The 20,923-nt window shown below is 56.8% G+C and carries 14 protein-coding genes; 10 read left to right on the top strand and 4 right to left on the bottom strand.

Annotated elements, in window-relative coordinates:
* A partial coding sequence (locus PGQ95_RS16280) for a type I toxin-antitoxin system toxin Ldr family protein (RefSeq protein ID WP_430918736.1) occupies positions 1-95 on the top strand: 95 nt, incomplete at its 5' end.
* Between the two features lie 82 nt (positions 96-177).
* Here the strand turns inward: PGQ95_RS16280 and bcsG are convergent.
* The 3 genes from bcsG to bcsE are packed head-to-tail and all read right to left on the bottom strand — an operon-like array spanning position 178 to position 3,604.
* Positions 178-1,857 (bottom strand): cellulose biosynthesis protein BcsG, encoded by a 1,680-nt coding sequence (gene bcsG, locus PGQ95_RS16275; RefSeq protein ID WP_430918730.1) that lies wholly within the window; start codon positions 1,855-1,857, stop codon positions 178-180.
* Positions 1,854-2,051: a cellulose biosynthesis protein BcsF gene (gene bcsF, locus PGQ95_RS16270; RefSeq protein WP_015369235.1), complete on the bottom strand. Its 198-nt coding sequence runs from the start codon at positions 2,049-2,051 to the stop codon at positions 1,854-1,856. The genes bcsG and bcsF overlap by 4 nt, the downstream gene beginning before the upstream one ends.
* A complete protein-coding gene (gene bcsE / locus PGQ95_RS16265) occupies positions 2,048-3,604 on the bottom strand; it encodes a cellulose biosynthesis protein BcsE (RefSeq protein ID WP_113374007.1) in 1,557 nt (518 codons plus the stop codon). The genes bcsF and bcsE overlap by 4 nt, the downstream gene beginning before the upstream one ends.
* A gap of 168 nt (positions 3,605-3,772) precedes the next feature.
* On the opposite strand from bcsE, the gene bcsR reads away from it, so the two are divergent.
* The 9 genes from bcsR (at position 3,773) to PGQ95_RS16220 (ending at position 19,624) form a co-directional block, all read left to right on the top strand.
* A complete protein-coding gene (gene bcsR, locus PGQ95_RS16260; RefSeq protein WP_015369237.1) occupies positions 3,773-3,961 on the top strand; it encodes a cellulose biosynthesis protein BcsR in 189 nt (62 codons plus the stop codon).
* Positions 3,962-3,972: 11 nt separating this feature from the next.
* Entirely contained in the window at positions 3,973-4,710 is a 738-nt protein-coding gene (bcsQ, locus tag PGQ95_RS16255; protein WP_411325332.1) for a cellulose biosynthesis protein BcsQ, read from the top strand.
* Complete coding sequence (gene bcsA, locus PGQ95_RS16250; protein WP_087858989.1) at positions 4,707-7,325, top strand: UDP-forming cellulose synthase catalytic subunit; 2,619 nt, start codon at positions 4,707-4,709, stop codon at positions 7,323-7,325. The genes bcsQ and bcsA overlap by 4 nt, the downstream gene beginning before the upstream one ends.
* 10 nt (positions 7,326-7,335) lie before the next feature.
* Entirely contained in the window at positions 7,336-9,690 is a 2,355-nt protein-coding gene (bcsB, locus tag PGQ95_RS16245; RefSeq protein WP_087858990.1) for a cellulose biosynthesis cyclic di-GMP-binding regulatory protein BcsB, read from the top strand.
* A 6-nt stretch (positions 9,691-9,696) separates the two neighbouring features.
* Positions 9,697-10,803 carry a cellulose synthase complex periplasmic endoglucanase BcsZ gene (bcsZ, locus tag PGQ95_RS16240; protein ID WP_213794177.1) on the top strand — a complete coding sequence of 369 codons (1,107 nt, stop codon included), beginning with the start codon at positions 9,697-9,699 and terminating at the stop codon, positions 10,801-10,803.
* Positions 10,785-14,270, top strand: a complete 3,486-nt coding sequence (gene bcsC / locus PGQ95_RS16235) for a cellulose synthase complex outer membrane protein BcsC (RefSeq protein ID WP_430918726.1) — start codon at positions 10,785-10,787, stop codon at positions 14,268-14,270. The genes bcsZ and bcsC overlap by 19 nt, the downstream gene beginning before the upstream one ends.
* A 196-nt stretch (positions 14,271-14,466) precedes the next feature.
* A complete protein-coding gene (gene hmsP / locus PGQ95_RS16230; protein WP_430918724.1) occupies positions 14,467-16,473 on the top strand; it encodes a biofilm formation regulator HmsP in 2,007 nt (668 codons plus the stop codon).
* Positions 16,474-16,628: 155 nt separating this feature from the next.
* On the top strand, positions 16,629-17,915 hold the full coding sequence (locus PGQ95_RS16225; RefSeq protein WP_015369244.1) for a dicarboxylate/amino acid:cation symporter: 1,287 nt from the start codon (positions 16,629-16,631) through the stop codon (positions 17,913-17,915).
* 209 nt (positions 17,916-18,124) lie between these two features.
* Positions 18,125-19,624, top strand: a complete 1,500-nt coding sequence (locus PGQ95_RS16220; RefSeq protein ID WP_087858993.1) for a M16 family metallopeptidase — start codon at positions 18,125-18,127, stop codon at positions 19,622-19,624.
* A gap of 180 nt (positions 19,625-19,804) precedes the next feature.
* On the opposite strand, the gene PGQ95_RS16215 is transcribed toward PGQ95_RS16220, so the two are convergent.
* Positions 19,805-20,734 carry a sugar kinase gene (locus PGQ95_RS16215; RefSeq protein WP_430918722.1) on the bottom strand — a complete coding sequence of 310 codons (930 nt, stop codon included), beginning with the start codon at positions 20,732-20,734 and terminating at the stop codon, positions 19,805-19,807.
* Positions 20,735-20,923: the final 189 nt, after the last annotated feature.

Raw genomic sequence — 20,923 nt, 5'->3', positions numbered from 1 at the left:
AGTTAGGTCTGATCTTATGGGACGATCTGGCGGCGCCGATAATCGCTGGCATCGTGGTCAGCATTATCGTCAGCTGGATGCATAACCAGAAGTGATGGACCGGCGGGCGTGAGTCTGCTGCGTTGGCAATTTGCGCCCGAACAGGCCGCAGGAATTCTCCTGCGGCCTTTTTCGTATTTACTGCGGATACGGTACCCAACTGCCGCCGTTGAGCTGCACGTAAGGTTTGCCTTGATACTGAATGACAATAGCGTTGGAGTTTTCCGATACCGCAGCGGTTTGCGGCAGGTTAGCGGTGTATTGCTGCCAGTTGACGTTATCCTCGGTAAACATCTTACCGTCGAGGGCGCGTACCACCAGTTCAGAAACTGCGAGGTAGCTGGAAGGCTGAGTGATTTCCACCGCGGCGCCCTGATGCGGCGCCTTCATGCCGAAGAATTTCACCGCCGCCGGCACGTTAGTGATCGACGGGCTTGGAATATCGCGCAGCCCGGAGACCTGCATTTTATCACCCTTCAGCGCGCCGCCGTGTTCTGGCACCACCACCACCATCACTTTACGCCCGGATTTTTCCAGCGCGGTGAAGAAGGCATCCAGCTCATCAAAGAATTTCTGCGCGCGGGCCTTATAGTCGGCCGTTTTGCTTTGGCCGGGATAATGGTTGCCATCGTGCAGCGGCAGCGTGTTGTAGAAGGTCGCGGTACGTGGCGTGTTGAGCTTTTCTGTGGTTTGTAGCCAGCGATCGAGCGTTGCCCGATCGTCATAAACCGGAGATCCGTCGAAGCCCTGGAGAATAACCGGTAAACCACTCTGATCCATTAATGGACTCTGCATACCGCCGAGCGAGCGAACCTCTTTGAGGAAGTCGCCGAATACGCCGTTATGTCCCAGCATCAGCTGTTGGGTAAAGCCGAGTTTGGCCAGATTTTCGAACAGATAGCACTCGTTGCCCGACGGCTGATACAGGTTGTTATGTGATAGCTGGCCGCAGCTAGCGCGCAGCAGGCGAACCGCTGCCGGGCCGCTGTAGGAGGTGGCGGAGTTGAAGTTTTTGAAGACGATATCGAAATGTTTCCACAGTGGATGGTCCATCAACCCGGCAGCCTCAATGTCTGACCATGACAGGGAACAGATATTGATTACCAGCAGATCGAACGGCTGCGCATCACCAGGAAGCTGAGCCGGGAACGGCGTTTTTCTTTTCTGTTCAGAAGCATAGAAAGTTTTCAGCCAGTTGCTAAGGTTAGCCGAGGTGGGCGGTTCGGTCTGCGGCGGGATATCGCCGCTGGCGTCAGCGCTGGCGGATGCCGCGGCTGTTGTCGTTCCACCAGTCGTTGCCGCGGGCGTGGCCGCAGCGGTGGTCGGCTGGCCGGCGGGCCACAGAGTAAAGGAGGGCAGCAGCGGGCTGATAACCAGCCAGACCATGATCGCCGAAACAAATACGGTAACGCGCAGCCACTGGCTGATGAATAGCCACAGCACCAGCAGTACAAAGAAGGCGCCGACCATATTCCAGTTAATAAAGCGGGTGATCAGGTCCCAGATGTAATCGGCGCTGAAACCGGCGATTTGCGAGCCCTGGCTCATAATGCTTTCCGGACCGGGTAACCAGGTATCATGCCAGAACAGGGCAAAGCCGAGCGGAATCGCTATCCAGTGGCGTATCCGGTGCAGTTTTTCGCTGGGGATCGGCACCAGCAGAAAGGCGAGGAACACCAGGTTAAGCATTGGATGGAAGTTCAGGTATCCCGCCCACAGCAGGGCAAACTTCACGAGAAAATAGAAGTTCCAGCCAGACAGGCCGCGCCAGTACTGCCATAGCGGAAGCGGCGTAGCGGTAGTTTTTGTTTTGGTCATTTTTTCAGTTTGCCCTGCCTGGTCGCGTTATCCCGGCGCAGCACGCCGGCCGGTTTCACGTAACGGGGTTTAAAGAACATCAAACGTAAAGTCGTGCGAATACGGCGCTGATAATGGCGCGTTAGATACCCCAGCGGAAAAAACAGCAGGGCGCACAGTACAATCAGCTGAATGATATCGGCGATAGACATCATGACCGCGGTTCTCCGTCGGTGGAGAGGCGCCAGGGTTCCGGGATTCGCCGCCACTGGCGACCATCGTGCTTAACGTTAAGGGCTTCGTTTTTGCCCACCGTAATTGGCAGCGGCGTGTTCCAGTTGTCCGGGGAGAGGCCCCGCATCAAAAGTATTTCCGCAGAAATTTGCTTGTCTTCGAACCAAATCATACGGTTAGAGAAAATGTCTCCAGTCGGTAATGGGAAGATATGGTTTAACGCCGTGTCCAGATCGTTTACCCGGCAAAACGATAAAAACAGCACTAATCGATTATTACCGATCGTCACGATATCGCCCATGCGGTTGGGTTTACACAGGGTTAATGCCTGTTCGACACGTAGTCCCGGCGCGGGGCGCAGCGCCACCATCACCCCTTTACTATCCGGCGGCAGCAGCGTGTTGCCCATGATATTGCTGACCGCTTCGCAGAAGGCGTCCCACTTTTGATAGCCGCGAAGTTTAAGCGGCCGGCTCCAGGTTAGCAGCGTGTTGAAGTCTTCCGGAACGTGGCGAGTAAACTTCTGCTTTTGCACGCTTTCAATCAGCGTCAGGCAGCGTGAAAGCCCGGCGCTGCAGGGGATCACCATGTTGGCGCCGCTGCTTAGCAGCAAGCGTTCATCGGTGGCGCGCAGGCTTGGCGTTTGTTCGCGTACCACGATTTTTAAGGCGCTGCCGCGCTGGCGGCGCAGGATATGGATATAGCGGCCGAGCTGCTCTATTTGTTCGTTCTGGGTGATGGAAAATAGCAGGGTGGCCGCTTGCGCGGTACGACCGGCTTCAAAGACCGCATCATTGGTTTCGAACAGCGTCCAATACTCGGAAAGCGCAGGCGCCCCTTCCAGCACGCGCAAATTACTGAGGACGATTTTTTCGTCGCTGCGTGGCTGTACCACAGCTTCTTCGTTCTGCGCCAGCCGCCAACCCTCATCATCGTGTAAAATAACCAGTTGCTGCTGTGCGCTAATACCTTTCTCGCTTCCCCACCACGCGATATCAAATAGATGGCTGTCGCCCTGATAACGAATGCTTGCCAGCCCGGAAAGGGCGCGGTACTGGCGTAATAATGGAGAAAGTTGTTTATCGGTATCATTAGCCGAATTAAGTACCATAAGAGAGCAGTTATGGTATTTGGTCCATCGATTAGATTTTTCTACCCAATGGAGTAATTCATCTATTTTTATATTTTGCCAGGAATTTTCTGTACATAGCAGAATAAATAAATAGTTGCCAGGTTCCATAGAGCAAAGTATGTCGCGGTGCAGCTCCTGCAGGCCTTCCGGGCGATCGGGCATAGTGAATAATGCGATTTTGTTGGGACCGCGATCTTTTTTTAATGATATGACTTCATTAGGTTTTTTACCCATCACTATGGCCGCGACCTTGCTGTCCTGCGCCTGGCTTTCCAGCGTTTGATTCAGCAGGCTGACGGCGTCGGCATAGCGGTCGACATTAAGCCACCATACCCCGCCAACGGGCATATGGCATACTTCGTCCCATAACGATGAAATACCCAACGTATATACAATATCCACGATGTCCCTCGCGCGCCCTATTTACAATGATTAGTTTACTAGCGAAAGCGTGAGAGTAAACCTAACATTGAAATTAAAGGACATCAGTTTTAGCATGTACACGTAATTTTAGGGATGAGCGGTTTACACTTCCTGGTTTTATAATGTGTTTTTCGAATGGACAGAGAAATGCCGGAAAAAGACCCTGCGGTACCTGGCGATGCGACGCTGGGATATACCTTCCAAAATGATTTCCTGGCATTAAGCCGGGCATTTTCCCTGCCGGATATTGATTACCACGACATTTCCCGACGCGAACAGCTCGCTGCGGCGTTGCAACGCTGGCCGCTGTTGGCCGAATTAGCTGAGAAAAAGTAAGGAAGCCGTCGATGGCGATTCTGGGATTACAAGGCATACGCGGCGGCGTAGGCACCACATCTATTACCGCCGCACTGGCCTGGGCACTACAGCTGCTCGGTGAAACTGTGCTGGTGGTCGATGCCAGCCCGGACAATATGCTGCGCTTTTTCTTCAACGTTGATTTCGACCATCGCAACGGCTGGGCACGCTCGTTGATTGACGGTGGTGACTGGCGCGACGCCGGACTGCGCTACACCGCGCATATCGATCTCCTGCCGTTTGGCCGGCTGACGCCTGGCGAACGTGAGCACGTTGATAAACTCAGTTCAGCGCTTGAACCCATCGCGGAACAAATCAAATTGCTCGACCAGCAGGGAAGCCACCGCTGGCTGCTGATTGATATACCAGAGGGTTATTCTCCGCTTACCCGCGAGTTGCTGAGCGTGTGCGATCGTGTGCTACAGGTTGTGCACCCGGACGGCAACAGCCATATTCGCCTGCATCAGCAGGCGCTGCCTGCGAACGCGGATATTTTGATTAACGACCTACGCGTAGGCAGCCAACTGCAGGAAGATCTCTATCAACTATGGCTGGAAAGCCAGCGGCGGATCCTGCCGGTCACGATTCACCGCGATGAAGCGATGGCGGAGTGTCTGGCGGCGAAACAGCCGCTTGGCGAATATCGTCAGGATGCCCTGGCGGCGGAAGAGGTGCTGACGCTGGCCAACTGGTGCCTGCTGCACTATGCCAGAGAGGGGACGGCATGATCCGCCTGAGTACGTTGCTGCTGGCGCCGCCGGTGGGCGAGCGCTTGAGCGAACGTTATGATGACTATCGTCAGCATGGCGCGTCGGTGCTTTCGGCTTTTCTCGGTTGCCTGTGGGTGTCGTTGGCGTGGGCGTTAATGCCGCTTGAGACGCCGCGCTGGCAAGCTATTCGCGAACACCATGCCGACTATTTTCCGCATATTAATCCGCATCGCCCACGCCCGTTAGATCCGCTGCGCTATTTGCTGCAGTCGCTCTGGCTACTGGCGACCCGGGTGCCGGAACCGGATAAAAAAATTAACTGGCGCTCGCTGGCGGCGTTGGAAGGGGTTCACGGGCGCTACGCGCAGTGGATGGAAAAATTACCGGAAAAGGTCAACACCCGTACCGGCCACCTCGATAAGCAGAAAGAGCTTGAGCACCTGCATCCGCAACTGCGGCGGCTAGTGCTTGGCACCGTCACCTTCTTCTCACTGATTCTGGCGTTGTTGTGCATTACCCAGCCGTTTAACCCGCTGTCACAGTTTATTTTCCTGCTGCTGCTGTGGGGCGTCGCGCTGCTGGTGCGGCGTATTCCGGGGCGTTTCTCCGCCCTGATGCTGATCGTGTTGTCGCTGACCGTTTCCTGTCGCTATATCTGGTGGCGCTATACCTCCACGCTTAACTGGAACGATCCGGTCAGCCTGGTATGTGGGCTGATCTTGTTGTTTGCCGAAACCTACGCCTGGATTGTGCTGGTGCTGGGCTATTTCCAGGTGGTGTGGCCGCTTAATCGCCAGCCGGTGCCGCTACCGGAAGACATGAACGAATGGCCGACGGTGGATATCTTCGTCCCGACCTACAACGAAGACCTTAGCGTGGTGAAAAATACCATCTACGCTTCGCAGGGTATCGACTGGCCGAAGGATAAGCTCAATATCTGGATCCTTGATGACGGCGGGCGCGAAGAGTTTCGCCAGTTCGCGAAAGACGTCGGCGTCCATTACATCGCGCGTACCAGCCACGAACATGCCAAGGCCGGTAATATCAACAATGCGCTGAAGTATGCGAAAGGCGAGTTCGTCTCTATTTTCGATTGCGACCACGTGCCGACCCGTTCCTTCTTGCAGATGACTATGGGCTGGTTCCTGAAGGATAAAAAGCTGGCGATGATGCAGACGCCGCACCACTTCTTCTCGCCGGATCCGTTCGAACGCAACCTGGGCCGTTTTCGTAAGACGCCGAACGAGGGGACGCTGTTTTACGGCCTGGTGCAGGACGGCAACGACATGTGGGATGCGACCTTTTTCTGCGGATCCTGCGCGGTCATTCGCCGCGGCCCGCTGGATGAAATCGGCGGTATCGCCGTTGAAACGGTCACCGAGGATGCCCATACCTCACTGCGTCTGCATCGTCGTGGCCATACCTCCGCCTATATGCGCATCCCGCAGGCGGCGGGTCTGGCGACGGAAAGCTTATCGGCGCATATCGGCCAGCGTATTCGCTGGGCGCGCGGGATGGTGCAAATTTTCCGTCTCGATAACCCCTTATTTGGTAAAGGGTTGAAGCTGGCGCAGCGTATCTGCTACGTCAACGCGATGCTGCACTTCTTGTCCGGTATCCCACGGCTTATCTTCCTCACCGCGCCGCTGGCATTCTTGTTGTTACATGCCTATATCATCTATGCGCCCGCGTTGATGATCGCGCTGTTCGTGCTGCCGCATATGATTCACGCCAGCCTGACGAACTCGAAGATTCAGGGTAAGTACCGCCACTCCTTCTGGAGTGAAATCTACGAAACGGTGCTGGCATGGTATATCGCGCCGCCGACCTTCGTCGCGCTGATTAACCCGCACAAAGGCAAGTTCAACGTCACCGCCAAAGGCGGACTGGTGAAAGACGAGTATGTCGATTGGGTTATCTCCCGCCCCTACATTTATCTGGTATTGCTTAATCTGGTGGGCGTGGCGGTCGGCATCTGGCGCTTTATGTACGGACCCGAGAACGAAATTTTGACCGTCTGGGTCAGTATCATCTGGGTGTTTTATAACTTAATCATCCTTGGCGGCGCCGTGGCGGTGTCGGTGGAGAGCAAGCAGGTGCGGCGTTCGCACCGCGTAGAGATGTCGATGCCGGCGGCGATTGCTCGCCCGGATGGTCACCTGTTCTCCTGTACCGTTCATGACTACTCCGACGGCGGGCTGGGGATAAAAATTCACGGCGAAGCGCGGGTACTGGAAGGGCAACACGTGAATTTGCTGCTCAAACGCGGACAGCAAGAATACGTTTTCCCGGTTCGCGTCGCGCGGGTGAACGGCGGTGAAGTCGGCCTGCAATTGCTGCCGCTGACTAACCAGCAACATATTGATTTTGTGCAGTGTACGTTTGCCCGCGCTGATACGTGGGCGCTTTGGCAGGACAGCTTCCCGGAAGATAAACCGATGGAAAGCCTGCTGGATATCCTCAAGCTGGGGTTCCGTGGATATCGTCACCTGGCGGAGTTCTCACCGCCGTCGGTGAAGGTTATTTTCCGCTCGCTCACCTCGCTGGTGGCCTGGGTTGTATCATTTTTACCGCGCCGTCCCGAACGTGCCGCGGCGGTGCTCTCGGCAGAACCGGCAATGGCTCAACAATGATGATAATGCGATGAAAAGAAAACTTTCCTTGATTTGTGCAGTGGCGGTGGGAATGAGCAGCTGGTACCCCTTCGCAACATTTTCGGCTCCGGCGGTGACGCCTAATGCCGCGGTGGTCGACGCTCCCGCCACAACGGTTACGGCTCAGCCAGCGCCGGTGATTAACGATAGCCAGCCGACCGCGGCGGTTATCGATCCTGCCGCGCCGGTGGTGGTGGCGGACAATATCCCGACTCGCGACGTGAAGCTGACTTTCGCGCAAATCGCGCCGCCGCCGGGTAGCATGGTGCTGCGCGGTTCGCATCCAGAGGGCGCCGTGGAATTCGGCATGCGCAGTGATGAAGTAGTCGCTAAAGCGCTGCTCAATCTTGATTACACGCCTTCGCCATCGCTGCTGCCGGTGCAATCACAGCTGAAGGTTTATCTCAACGACGAATTAATGGGCGTGTTGCCGGTCACCAAAGAGCAGCTGGGTAAAAAAGTGAGCGCCCAGATCCCGGTCGATCCGCTGTATATCACCGATTTTAACCGCGTGCGGCTGGAGTTTGTCGGCCACTATCGCGACGTTTGCGAAAACCCGGCCAGCAGTACGCTGTGGCTTGATATCGGCCGTGAGAGCTCGCTGGATTTAACCTATCAGTCGCTGCAGGTACGTAACGACCTGTCCCACTTCCCGGTTCCGTTTTACGACTCGCGCGACAACCGTCCGCTGACGTTGCCGATGGTTTTTGCTTCTGCGCCTGACGTCAAACAGCAGCAGGCGGCGGCGATTGTCGCCTCCTGGTTTGGCAGCAAGGCCGGCTGGCGTGGTCAGCAGTTCCCGGTCCGCTTCAATGAGATACCGGAACGTAACGCTATCATCTTCGCGACCAACGATAAGCGTCCGGACTTCCTGCGCGACCATCCGCCGGTAAAAGCGCCGACCATCGAAATGGTCAACCACCCGAGCAACCCCTACGTCAAGCTGCTGGTGATCTTCGGCCGTGATGATCAAGATCTGCTGGTGGCTGCGAAGGGTATTGCCCAGGGCAATATTCTATTCCGCGGCGATAGCGTGGTAGTGGATGGCGTGAAAGAGTTGAAGGCCCGCCAGCCGTATGACGCGCCAAACTGGGTTCGTACCGACAGGCCGGTGACTTTCGGCGAGCTGAAAACTTATGAACAGCAGCTGCAATCAAGCGGTCTGGTGCCAGATTCGATTAACCTGGCGCTGAATCTGCCGCCGGATCTGTACCTGCTTCGCGCCAACGGCATCGATATGGACCTGAAATATCGCTATACCATGCCGCCTATCAAAGATAGCTCGCGGATGGATATCAGCCTTAACGATCAGTTCCTGCAGTCGTTTAGCCTCAATAGCTCGCAGGATGTGAATAAGCTGATTTTACGCCTGCCGGTGCTGCAGGGGCTGTTGGATGGCCAGAACCAGGTGACCATACCCGCGCTGCGCCTCGGCGCGATGAACCAGCTGCGCTTCGATTTTCAGTATATGAACCCGATGCCGGGCGGCAACATCGATAACTGTATCACCTTCCAGCCGGTGCAGAACCATGTGGTGATCGGCGATGACTCCACCATCGATTTTTCGAAATATTACCACTTCCTGGCGATGCCGGACCTGCGCGTCTTCGCTAATGCCGGTTTCCCGTATACCCGCATGGCCGATCTCTCTCAGACGCTAATCGTGGTGCCGAAAACGCCTGATGCGGGTCAGGTGGAGACATTGCTGCAGGCGGTAGGCGGCATTGGCGCGCAGACCGGGCTGGCGGCTATCAGCATGCAGATGACCGACGACGGCAACCAAATTAAGGGCAAAGATGCCGATCTGATGCTGATTGGCGCTATCCCGCCATCGCTGAAAGACGATACTAAAATCAATCTGCTGGTCGAGGCGACCAAAAGCTGGGTGAAAACGCCGATGCGTCATTATGACCTGGCTAGCATCTATCCGGACGATGATGCCCGCACGCCGCATACGCGGACCGATATCACCTCTTCCGGGCCGATGGCGGCCATTATTGGCTTCCAGTCGCCGTATAACGACCAGCGCAGCGTGATCGCCCTGATGGCCGATAGCCCGCGCGGCAATGAGCTACTCACAAACGCCTTAAATGACAGCGGTAAACGGGCGGCGATGTTCGGTTCGGTGGCGGTGATTCGCGAATCTGGCGTCAATAGCCTGCGGGTTGGCGATATCTATTATGTCGGCCACCTGCCGTGGTTCGAGCGCATCTGGTTTGCGCTCTCCAGCCATCCGATACTGTTGGCGATTCTGGCGGCCGTCAGCATTGTGCTGCTGGCGTGGGTGCTGTGGCGCATGCTGCGTATTCTCAGCCGTCGCCGTCTTGATCCTGATGATGAGTAATTGCTGATGAACGCATTTCGTGGGGTACTTCTCTCGGTATTCATACTGGCGGCGGGGCAGGTTAGCGCCGCCTGCCAGTGGCCCGCCTGGGAGCAGTTTAAAAAAGCGTATGTCAGCGCCGAAGGGCGAGTCATCGACCCCAGCGATGCGCGCAAAATCACCACCTCCGAAGGACAAAGCTACGCGTTGTTCTTCGCCCTGGCGGCCAACGATCGGCAGGGCTTCGATAAGCTATTCCAGTGGACGCAGAACAACCTGGCGCAGGGCGATCTGCGCGCCCATCTGCCGGGATGGCTATGGGGGAAAAAAAGCGAGGACGAATGGACGGTGCTGGACAGCAATTCGGCATCGGATTCTGATTTGTGGATTGCCTGGTCACTGCTGGAAGCCGGACGCCTGTGGAAGGTCGCTAACTACACTGAGGTAGGAAAAGCGCTGCTGGCGCGGATTGCCGATGAAGAAGTCGCCGATGTTCCGGGACTGGGGCCGTCGGTGCTCCCGGGGAAAGTCGGTTTCGCGGACGACAAGGGCTGGCGCTTTAACCCAAGCTACCTGCCGCCGCAGCTCGCAACCTATTTTACCCGCTTTGGCGCGCCGTGGCTGAAGATCCGCGACAGCAATCTGCGGCTGCTGCTGGAAACGGCGCCAAAAGGCTTCTCACCGGACTGGGTGCGCTATGAGAAAGGCAGCGGCTGGCAGCTGAAAACCGATAAGCCGATTATTGGCAGCTATGACGCTATTCGCGTCTATCTGTGGGTCGGGATGCTCAATAACGCCGATAAACAAAAAGCGCCGCTATTGGCGCGTTTCAAACCGATGGCGACCCAGACTATCAAACAGGGATTGCCGCCGGAAAAAACCAATATCGCCAGCGGGAAAACCACCGGTGAGGGGCCGGTTGGTTTCTCGGCTTCCATGTTGCCGTTTTTGCAAGATGACGACGCCCGCGCGGTACAGCGTCAACGGGTCGCCGATCATTACCCCGACGCGGACGCCTACTACAGTGCGGTGCTGACGCTGTTCGGCCAGGGGTGGGATCAACATCGTTTTCGTTTCGCCGCGGGTGGCGAATTACAACCTGACTGGAACCAGGAATGCGCAAGTTCTCACTAAGCTTCATCACGCTGTCTGTCAGTCTCGCGCTGCTGCCGCTGGCGCAGGCGGCGAATACCCCTGCGCAGCAGCATCTGCTGGAACAAGTGCGTCTCGGCGAGGCGAGCAACCGTGAAGATCTGGTGCGTCAGTCGCTTTATCGACTGGAGCTAATCGACCCGAACAATCCCGATTATCTCGCCGCCCGGGCTCGCTACCTGCTGCGCCAGGGCGACACCGCCGGCGCGCAAAAGCAGCTCGATCTGCTGGCGAAACTGGCTCCTGAATCATCGGCGCTAAAAGCGACGCGCAGCGAGATCGATCTCAGCGGAGGCAAAGGTCAGCAAGAACTGCAGCAGGCGCGCCTGCTAGGCGTTTCCGGGCACGTCGACGAGGCCATCGTCGCCTATGAAAAACTATTCGACGGCGTTCCGGCGGATGTTAATTTTGCTATTGAATACTGGACACTGGTCTCGCGTTTGCCGGCGCGGCATAACGAAGGCATTAGCCAACTGAAAAAACTGAATGCCAGCTCGCCGGGTAACGTGGCATTGCAAACGACATTGGCAAAACAGATGTTTGCCGATAATAAACCGGATGAAGGTTTCGCTTATCTCGAACAGATGTCTCGATCGGCCGCCGGGCGAGATGCGGCTTCGGCGATGTGGTTTGATGAAATTAAACATTTGCCGGTTAGCCGCGCCAGCGTGCAAGCGCTGCAGCGTTTTCTGGTCGTATTCACCACCGGAGAAACGGTTGCTAATGCCCGGGTGCTACTCGATAAGCAACAAACTCAACTGAAAGATCCGACTTTCCGCGCTAAAAGCGAAGGACTGGCGGCGGCGAAATCCGGTAATGCGGCGCAGGCGGTGGCCGATCTGCAGCAGGCGGTGCGCGCCGATGCCCGCGATAGCGATGCCGTCGGCGCGCTGGGCGCTGCCTACTCACAGCGCGGCGACCGGGCGCGGGCGGTGGCGCAGCTCAATAAAGCGATCGCGATGGATCCGAAAAGCCCGAATCGAGATAAGTGGGACAGTCTGCTGAAGACCAACCGCTATTGGCTGTTGATTAAACAGGGCGATAACGCGTTGAAAGCAGGCCAACTGGCGCAGGCGCAAAACGCCTATGCCCAGGCGCAGCGGGTGGATAACACCGACAGCTACGCGGTGCTGGGGTTAGGCGATGTCGCCGTGGCGCGCAAAGATGACTCCACCGCCGAACGCTACTATCGCCAGGCGTTACGCATGGATCGCGACAATAATCTCGCCGTACGCGGTCTGGCGAATGTTTATCGTCGTGAATCCCCGGAAAAAGCCAGCGCCTATATTGCCAGTCTCCCCGCTAGCCAGCGGCGTAGCATTGATGATATTGAACGCAGCCTCACTAACGACCGACTGGAAAAACAGGCCGAAGCGCTGGAAAACCAGGGCAACTGGGCGCAGGCCGCGGAGGTGCAGCGGCGGCGTCTGGCGTTGGATCCCGAAAGCGTGTGGATAACCTATCGGTTGGCGAAAGATCTGGTCAGCGCCGGCCAGCGGCCGGAAGCGGACGCGCTGATGCGTAACATGGCCAACCGCAAGCCGGGCGATGCCGAACGGGTTTACGCCTACGGCCTCTATCTGTCCGGTAATAATCAGGATGATGCCGCGCTGGCGCAAATTAACGCGCTGCCGCGCGGACAGTGGACCGACAATATTCGTGAACTGGAAGGGCGTCTGCAAAGCGACAAAGTGATGCGCGAGGCCAACCAACTTCGCGATAGCGGACAGGAAAGTCAGGCTATCGCCTTGATTAAACAGCAGCCGGAATCGGTACGCTACGATCTGACGTTGGCGGATTGGGCGCAGCAGCGCGGCGATAGCGAGGCGGCGATAGCCCAGTACCATCGGGTGCTGAGCCAGCAGGCTGATAATGGCGATGCGCGCCTGGGACTGGCGGAAGTCTATCTTGCTGAGGGCGATAAAAATGCCGCCCGCGCGCAGGTCGCGCAGTTGAAGGATGCGGATACGGAATCGATCAACATGCAGCGCCGGGTAGCGCTGGCCCGCGCCGGATTTGACGATACCGCGGGCGCGCAACAAATATTCGACCGCATCGTGCCGCAGGCGAAAAGCCAGCCGCCATCGATGGAAAGCGCGCTGGTGCTGCGTGATGCCGCGCGCTTCCAGACGCAAACCGATCAACCACAGCAGGCCCTGGAAAGCTATAAAGACGCGATGGTGGCCTCGGGCGTGACCCGCGTTCGCCCGCAGGATAATGAGGCCTTTACCCGCCTGACCCGCAACGATAGCCAGGATGACTGGCTGAAGCGCGGGATCCGCAGCGACGCCGCCGATCTCTATCGCCAGCAGGATCTTAACGTTACCCTTGAGCACGACTATTGGGGATCGAGCGGCACCGGCGGTTATTCAGACCTCAAAGCGCACACCACCATGCTGCAGGTGGACGCGCCGCTGTATGACGGACGGATGTTCTTCCGTACCGATGTGGTGAATATGAACGCCGGGACGTTTTCCACCAATAGCGACGGCGGCTACTCGCCGAGTTGGGGGACCTGCGGCGAAATTAGCTGCTATGGCGGTAGCAAAAACCAGAGCGACGGCGGCGCCAGCGTGGCGGTCGGCTGGAAGAACGACACCTGGAGCGGTGATATCGGCACCACGCCGATGGGCTTTAACGTGGTCGATGTCGTGGGGGGGCTGAGTTACAGCGGCGATGCCGGCCCGGTCGGCTATACCGTCAACGTCCACCGGCGGCCCATTTCCAGCTCGCTGCTCTCCTTCGGCGGGCAAAAAGATAACCCTAACGACGGCCACACCGGTACCACCTGGGGCGGGGTACGCGCCGCCGGCGGCGGTATCAGCCTGAGCTACGATAAAGGCGAGGCTAACGGCATCTGGTCATCGCTGGGTGCTGACCAACTCACCGGCAAAAACGTCGAGGACAACTGGCGCGTGCGCTGGATGACCGGTTACTACTATAAAGCGATCAATGAAAATAATCGCCGGGTGACCGTCGGCCTGACCAATATGATCTGGCACTACGACAAAGACCTCAGCGGCTACACCCTGGGTCAGGGCGGTTACTACAGCCCGCAGGAGTATCTCTCTTTCTCGGTGCCGGTCATCTGGCGTCAGCGTACCGAAAACTGGTCATGGGAACTCGGCGGGTCGGTGTCGTGGTCCCATTCGCGCACGCAAACTCAGGCGCGCTATCCGTTGCTGAATTTGATTCCGTCGCAGTATCGCTACGAGGCCAGTCAGTTAAAAGAACAGGGCAGCAGCAGTCAGGGCTTCGGTTATACCGCGCGGGCGCTGGTGGAACGGCGGGTTACCGGCAACTGGTTTGTCGGCGCGGCGGTGGATATTCAGCAGGCCAAAGATTACACGCCGAGCCACGCGCTGCTGTACGTGCGCTATTCCGCTTCCGGTTGGCAGGGCGACATGGATATGCCGCCGCAGCCGTTGGTGCCTTATGCGGATTGGTAGCAGATTAGCCTGATTTCTACGGCTAATCGCCAATCCTCCGCGCTGTTCGCGTATACTCGCCGTACCTCGCCCGCCGCTTTCGGGAAGAACCCGCCTTGCGGGCGAGAGCGAACCATTTGCGTATATAATCAGCCTGAAAACGACCGGTATCGATGGATCTTGCCGGATAGTCGTTCAGTTTCAGTGGAGAACACAGTTGCGCGTCAGCCGCTCACTTACAATTAAACAGATGGCGATGGTCGCGAGCGTGTCCATGGCGTTTGTCCTGGTCTTTTGTTCTATTTTGCTGTTTCACTTTGTGCAACAGAGTCGCTATACCACGGCCACGCAATTAGAAAGTATCGCCCGTTCCGTTCGCGAGCCGCTGTCGGCGGCTATTTTGAAAGCCGACATTCCCGAAGCGGAAGCCATTTTGGGCCGCATTCAGCCTGCTGGCATCGTCAGCCGGGCGGATGTGGTGCTACCGAATCAATTCCAGGCGCTGCGGATGCGCTTTATTCCCGAGCGTCCGGTGCCGGTGATGATCACTCGCTTGTTTGAACTGCCGGTGCAGATATCTCTGCCAATCTACTCGCTGGAACGCCCGGCTAACCCGCAGCCGCTGGCTTATCTGGTACTGCAGGCGGATTCCTATCGCATGTACAAATTCGTCATGAGCGCGCTTGCGACGTTGGTGACCACTTACTTACTTTTGGTGCTGGTTTTAACGGTAGCGCTCACCTGGTGCATCAACCGACTGATTGTTCGCCCGCTGCGCGCCATCGCCCGCGAACTCAACGATATTCCGCCTCAGGATCGTCTTGGACATCAACTGAGCCTACCGCGACTGCACCAGGACGATGAAATTGGCATGCTGGTGCGCTGCTACAACCGCAATCAGCAGTCTTTGCTGCGCCAGCATGATGAGCTATCGCTGCAATCGACCCGTTTTCCGGTGTCTGAGCTCCCCAACAAAGCCTTTTTGATGGCGATGTTGGAGCAGACCGCGACCCGTCCGCAGCCTTCGGCGCTGCTGGTGGTGGCGTGTGAAACCCTGCAAGATGCCGCGGGCGTCCTGAAAGAGAGCCAGCGCGAGATGCTGCTCTTAACGCTGGTCGAGAAACTAAAAGCAGTTATCCCGGCCAATATGGTACTGGCGCAGGTGAGCGGTTACGATTTCGCCATTTACGCGCCCGGACTTAGCGAGCCTTGGGAAGCGGTTTCGCTAAGTAAGCGAGTGCTCACTTCTATTAGCGAGCGATTGCCGCTGCACGGTGTCCAGCTGCGCCCCTGTGCCAGCATCGGCATCGCGATGTTTAATAGCGAGCTGAACGCCGAACAGTTCTATCGCCGTGCGGTTTCCGCCGCGGTGACGGCACGGCGTAAGGGTAAAAATCAAATCGAGTTCTTTGACCCTGAGCAGATGGAAAAAGCCCAGCGCCGGTTAATGGAAGAGCACGACATCCTCACAGCGCTCGATAATCAGCAGTTCGCCATCTGGTTCCAGCCGCAGGTGGATATTGCCAGCGGCGATATTTGCGGTGCGGAAGTTCTGCTGCGTCAGCGACAGGCCGATGGCAGCTGGTCGCTACCGTGCGATCTGATTGAGCGAATTGAAAACTGCGGGCTGATGGTGCCGGTAGGCTATTGGGTAATGGAAGAAGCCTGCCGTCAACTGGCAGCCTGGCAGCAGCAGGGCATCATGCTGCCGCTGTCGGTGAATGTCTCGCTACTGCAGTTGTTGCATCCCGAGCGCGGCGTTGAGCTGTTGGCACTTATTGAACGCTACCGTATCGCCCCCGGCACGTTGGTGCTGGAGGTGACGGAAAGCCGCCGCCTTGACGATCCACAGGCGGTGATTGCCCTGCTGCGCCCGCTGCGCGACGCCGGTACGCGTATTGCGCTGGATGATTTCGGCATGGGTTATGCCGGGTTGCGCCAGCTGCAACATATGAAATCGCTGCCGGTGGATATTCTGAAAATCGACAAGGCGTTTATTGATATGGTGCCGGATGATACCAGCATGGTCCCGGCGATAATTCAGCTTGCGCGCGGGCTCAAGCTGCGGATCGTCGCTGAGGGCGTCGAAAAAGAAGAACAGCTGAAATGGTTGCAAGCGGCTGGGGTGGACATCGCCCAGGGTTACCTGTTTGGTTGCGCCTTACCGCTGGAAAGCTTTATGCAGCGCTTCCTGCACGCTGAAAAGGATGATGCAAGTTTGTAACATTTTTAGTTGTTTGTGCGAGTCAGCTCAAATATTTTAACAATTCCGTTGCAACTTCGCGGTTACTTATTTCTGAAATGTTTCCAGGGTGTTATTTTTAAGCCACAGACACAGATAACCTTTCATTGTCTGTGGTTATTCCCAAAGGACACCCTATGAAACTCTCTCTCTTCAAAAGCCTCTATGTCCAGGTTTTATCGGCCATAGCCATCGGTATTTTGCTGGGCCATTTCTACCCGGAGCTTGGCGCGCAGATGAAACCGTTCGGCGACGCCTTCGTAAAACTGATTAAAATGGTCATTGCCCCGGTTATCTTCTGTACCGTTGTGACAGGGATTGCCGGGATGGAAAGCATGAAGGCCGTCGGTCGTACCGGTGCGGTGGCGTTACTCTACTTTGAAGTGGTGAGTACCATTGCGTTGATTATCGGTCTTATCATTGTCAACGTGGTGCAACCCGGCGCGGGCATGAACGTCGATCCGGCGACGCTGGACGCGCACGCGGTGGCGGTCTATGCCGAGCAGGCTAAAGATCAGGGTGTTGTCGCCTTCTTACTCGATATTATCCCGGGAAGCGTAATTGGCGCTTTCGCCAGCGGTAATATTTTGCAGGTGCTGATGTTTGCCGTCCTGTTTGGCTTTGCGCTGCATCGTTTAGGTAGCAAAGGGCAGCTGATTTTCAACGTCATTGAAAGCTTTTCGCAGGTCATTTTCGGCATCATTAACATGATTATGCGCCTGGCGCCGATCGGTGCTTTCGGGGCCATGGCATTTACCATCGGTAAATACGGCGTCGGTACTCTGGTACAGCTGGGCCAACTGATCATCTGCTTCTACATCACCTGTATTCTGTTCGTGGTGCTGGTACTGGGCTCTATCGCGCGGGCTACCGGCTTTAGCATCTTCAAGTTCATTCGCTATATCCGTGAAGAGCTGCTGATTGTGCTGGGTACCTCCTCTTCGGAGTCCGCGCTGCCGCGAATGCTGGATAAGATGGAGAAGTTGGGTTGCCGCAAATCGGTGGTGGGGCTGGTAATACCGACCGGCTACTCCTTCAACCTCGACGGCACCTCCATCTACCTGACGATGGCGGCGGTGTTTATCGCCCAGGCCACCAATAGTCATATGGATATCTTCCATCAGATCACCCTGCTGGTGGTGCTGCTGCTCTCTTCGAAAGGGGCGGCGGGCGTTACCGGTAGCGGATTTATCGTACTGGCGGCAACCATCTCCGCGGTGGGGCATCTGCCGGTGGCGGGTCTGGCGCTGATTCTCGGTATCGACCGCTTTATGTCGGAAGCGCGCGCGTTGACCAACCTGGTGGGTAACGGCGTGGCGACCGTGGTTGTCGCGAAATGGGTGAAAGAACTCGACGCCAAACAGCTCGATGATGTGTTAAATAACCGCGTTCCCGCGGACAAATCACAAGAATTATCCTCGTAATTCCTCATGTTATGCCCATGAACTATGGGCTCCTGCGCAAAATTAGGTATCATTCCCCTTCTGGGGGAATGATACCTCATGATTATTTTACGTCTTCATGCGACATTTTCGCCTTCGCGTGGTCTAACCGACGTATTTGATTCACCACCTTTTTCGGCAACCCGGCGATGGGTTGCCTATGTAACCAGGAATGTTCATCAGGGGTTCACATGCAGGGCACAAAAATTCGACTCTTAACCGGTGGTTTGCTGATGATAGCGACGGCCGGTTCTGTGCAGGCAGAAGCGCTCCAGCCGGACCCGGCCTGGCAACAGGGGACTTTGGCGAACGGTTTTTCGTGGCAGGTACTGGCCACGCCGCAGCGTCCTAGCGATCGCGTCGAAGTCCGCCTGGCTGTGAATATTGGCTCGCTGAGCGAAAGCACTCAGCAGAGCGGCTTCAGTCATTTCATTCCGCGCCTGGCGCTGACCCAAAGCGGCAGCCTCCCGACGATGCAGGCGCGTTCGCTGTGGCAGCAGAGTATTGACCCGAAGCGTCCTCTGCCGCCGGCGATCGTTTCGTACGATTTCACCTTGTTTAATCTGAGCCTGCCGAACAACCGCAACGACCTGCTTAAAGAAGCGTTGAACTGGCTGGCGGACGCCAACGGTAAGTTGAGCATCACCCAGCAAGCGGTCAATCATGCGCTGCAGGGCAGCGATATGGTGGCGACCTGGCCGCTGGATACCCAGGAAGGCTGGTGGCGCTATCGCCTGAAGGGCTCAACGATGCTCGGTCACGATCCGGCGGCGCCGTTGAAGCAACCAGTTGATATTAAACAGCTGAAAGAATTTTATCAGAAATGGTACACCCCGGACGCGATGACGCTGATTGTCGTCGGTAACGTCGATAGCCGCAGCGTCGCGGAGCAAATCAACAAAATCTTCGGCGAACTGAAAGGTAAACGCGAGACTCCGGCGGCGGTGCCAACGCTTTCACCTCTGCCAGCTACGCCGGTTAGCATCATGACCGATGCCGTACGTCAGGATAAGCTGTCGATCATGTGGGATTCCCCATGGCAGCCGATCCGCGATTCCGCCGCGCTGCAGCGCTACTGGCGCGATGACCTAGCTCGGGAAGCGCTGTTCTGGCACGTGCAGCAGAATCTGAGTAAAAGCAACGTAAAAGATATCGGCCTCGGTTTTGATTGCCGCGTGCTGTATCAGCGCGCCCAGTGCGCGATCAATATCGACTCGCCGGGCGAACGTCTGAACGCCAATCTGAGCGCGGTATCGCGCGAGCTGGCGAAGGTGCGCGACAACGGTCTGCCTCAGGAAGAGTTCGATGCGCTGATTGCGCAAAAGAATCTTGAACTGCAAAAGCTGTTCGCCACCTACGCGCGCACGGATACCGATATCCTGATTAGCCAACGTATGCGTTCGCTGCAAAATCAGGTGGTGGATATCGCGCCGGAGCAGTATCAGAAACTGCGCCAGGAGTTCCTGAACTCACTGACGGTCGACATGTTGAACCAGTATCTGCGCCAGCAGTTATCGCAGGATATGGCGCTGGTGCTGCAGCAGCCGAAAGGCGAGCCGGAGTACAACATGAAAGATCTGAAAGCGACGTGGGAAAAACTGATGGCGCCAGCGCCCGCTGCGGCGATGAGCGCCACGCCGGATGCGGTTGATGCGCATAATGAGGCGACGGATATTCCTCCAGCGCAGTAACACAGGCAGCGGGCGCGGAGCCGCTTTTGCGCCGGATGGCGGCTACGCCTTATCCGGCCTACGGTTCGTACGACTTGCCTTTAATTTATAGCCGGTGTTGGTGGCCTCAAAATCCCCGGTGGCGCTACCGCTTACCGGGGCTACAGTACTGTTCGATTTGGTAGCAGGGGGAATCGGACCTTAGTCCGGCATCGCTTCGCGCGGGATAATTGCCCCGCGATACTGGATAACCGTGCTGGCGGTGAGGTGTCCGCGTTTCGCCGCGGATTCCGCGTCGCCACCGGTCAGGCGCACCGCCAGATAGCCGGCGCTGAACGAATCGCCCGCCGCAGTGGTATCCACCACTTTCTCTTTCGCCAGCTTCACCGCGGGCACCTCCAGCAGCGGCTGGCCGGCAATCGCCACCAGGCAAGAGTCCGCGCCGCGCTTCACCACCACCTCTTCGACGCCAGCGGCGTGGGTACGGGCGATAACCTCGGCAACCGGTACCGCTCCCCATAGCGCATCTTCATCATCCAGCGTCAGAAAAGCGATATCGGTGCATTCCAGCATTTGCTGGTACACCTGGCGAGTCTCTTGCTGGCTGGCCCACAGGCGCGGACGGTAGTTGTTATCGAAAATCACTTTCCTGCCGTTAGCGCGGCATTCGCGCAGTAGCGTGAGCAGTTTTTCCCGGCTGGACGGGCTGAGGATGGCGAGGCTGATGCCGCTCAGGTAGAGGTAATCAAAGGTAGCCAGCTCTTCGCAGATGGCGTCAGCGCGCTCGCTTTCGAGCCAGAATTTGGCCGCCGCTTCGTTGCGCCAGTAGTAGAAGGTGCGCTCGCCGGTCTCGTCCGTTTCAATGTAATAAAGGCCAGGCAGACGGTCAGCCATACGCTGAATCAGATCGGTTTTTACCTGTTCGCCCTGCCAGGATTCCAGCATCTGCTGGCTGAAGGTGTCGGTACCCAGCGCGGTCACGTAGTGCACGCTAAGCGCATCGGCGCTGGTCTGGCGCGCGATGTAGACGGATGTGTTTAAGGTATCGCCACCGAAACCGCGATTCACCGCCGCGTTTTTCTCTGACAGTTCAATCATGCATTCGCCAATCACGGCAATTTTCTTAGACATAGTGCTGACCTGAAATTGAATCGAAATTAGCGGTAGTTTGCGCTGGGTACCAGACAGGGTCAACCATATTAAAACATCGTTCCATTATTTTTTGACCTGACGCGCAAAATGTGACGAAAAGCGCATTTGGCGGATGAATCTCCGCTCTTCAACTATAGTGAGGAGTGACGAGACGCAAAAGGAGCGGAG

This window comes from Klebsiella sp. 141240 (assembly GCF_050600805.1).
Classification (GTDB): Bacteria; Pseudomonadota; Gammaproteobacteria; order Enterobacterales; family Enterobacteriaceae; genus Klebsiella; species Klebsiella aerogenes.
This window is presented reverse-complemented; position numbering and strand designations above follow the sequence as displayed.

What these genes read in the sequence shown, in the direction of transcription:
- bcsG (WP_430918730.1), bottom strand. Translation starts at nt 1,857, where the DNA reads ATGACCAAAACAAAAACTACCGCTACGCCGCTTCCGCTATGGCAGTAC.
- bcsF (WP_015369235.1), bottom strand. Translation starts at nt 2,051, where the DNA reads ATGATGTCTATCGCCGATATCATTCAGCTGATTGTACTGTGCGCCCTG.
- bcsR (WP_015369237.1), top strand. Translation starts at nt 3,773, where the DNA reads ATGCCGGAAAAAGACCCTGCGGTACCTGGCGATGCGACGCTGGGATAT.
- bcsQ (WP_411325332.1), top strand. Translation starts at nt 3,973, where the DNA reads ATGGCGATTCTGGGATTACAAGGCATACGCGGCGGCGTAGGCACCACA.
- bcsA (WP_087858989.1), top strand. Translation starts at nt 4,707, where the DNA reads ATGATCCGCCTGAGTACGTTGCTGCTGGCGCCGCCGGTGGGCGAGCGC.
- bcsB (WP_087858990.1), top strand. Translation starts at nt 7,336, where the DNA reads ATGAAAAGAAAACTTTCCTTGATTTGTGCAGTGGCGGTGGGAATGAGC.
- bcsZ (WP_213794177.1), top strand. Translation starts at nt 9,697, where the DNA reads ATGAACGCATTTCGTGGGGTACTTCTCTCGGTATTCATACTGGCGGCG.
- bcsC (WP_430918726.1), top strand. Translation starts at nt 10,785, where the DNA reads ATGCGCAAGTTCTCACTAAGCTTCATCACGCTGTCTGTCAGTCTCGCG.
- PGQ95_RS16225 (WP_015369244.1), top strand. Translation starts at nt 16,629, where the DNA reads ATGAAACTCTCTCTCTTCAAAAGCCTCTATGTCCAGGTTTTATCGGCC.
- PGQ95_RS16220 (WP_087858993.1), top strand. Translation starts at nt 18,125, where the DNA reads ATGCAGGGCACAAAAATTCGACTCTTAACCGGTGGTTTGCTGATGATA.
- PGQ95_RS16215 (WP_430918722.1), bottom strand. Translation starts at nt 20,734, where the DNA reads ATGTCTAAGAAAATTGCCGTGATTGGCGAATGCATGATTGAACTGTCA.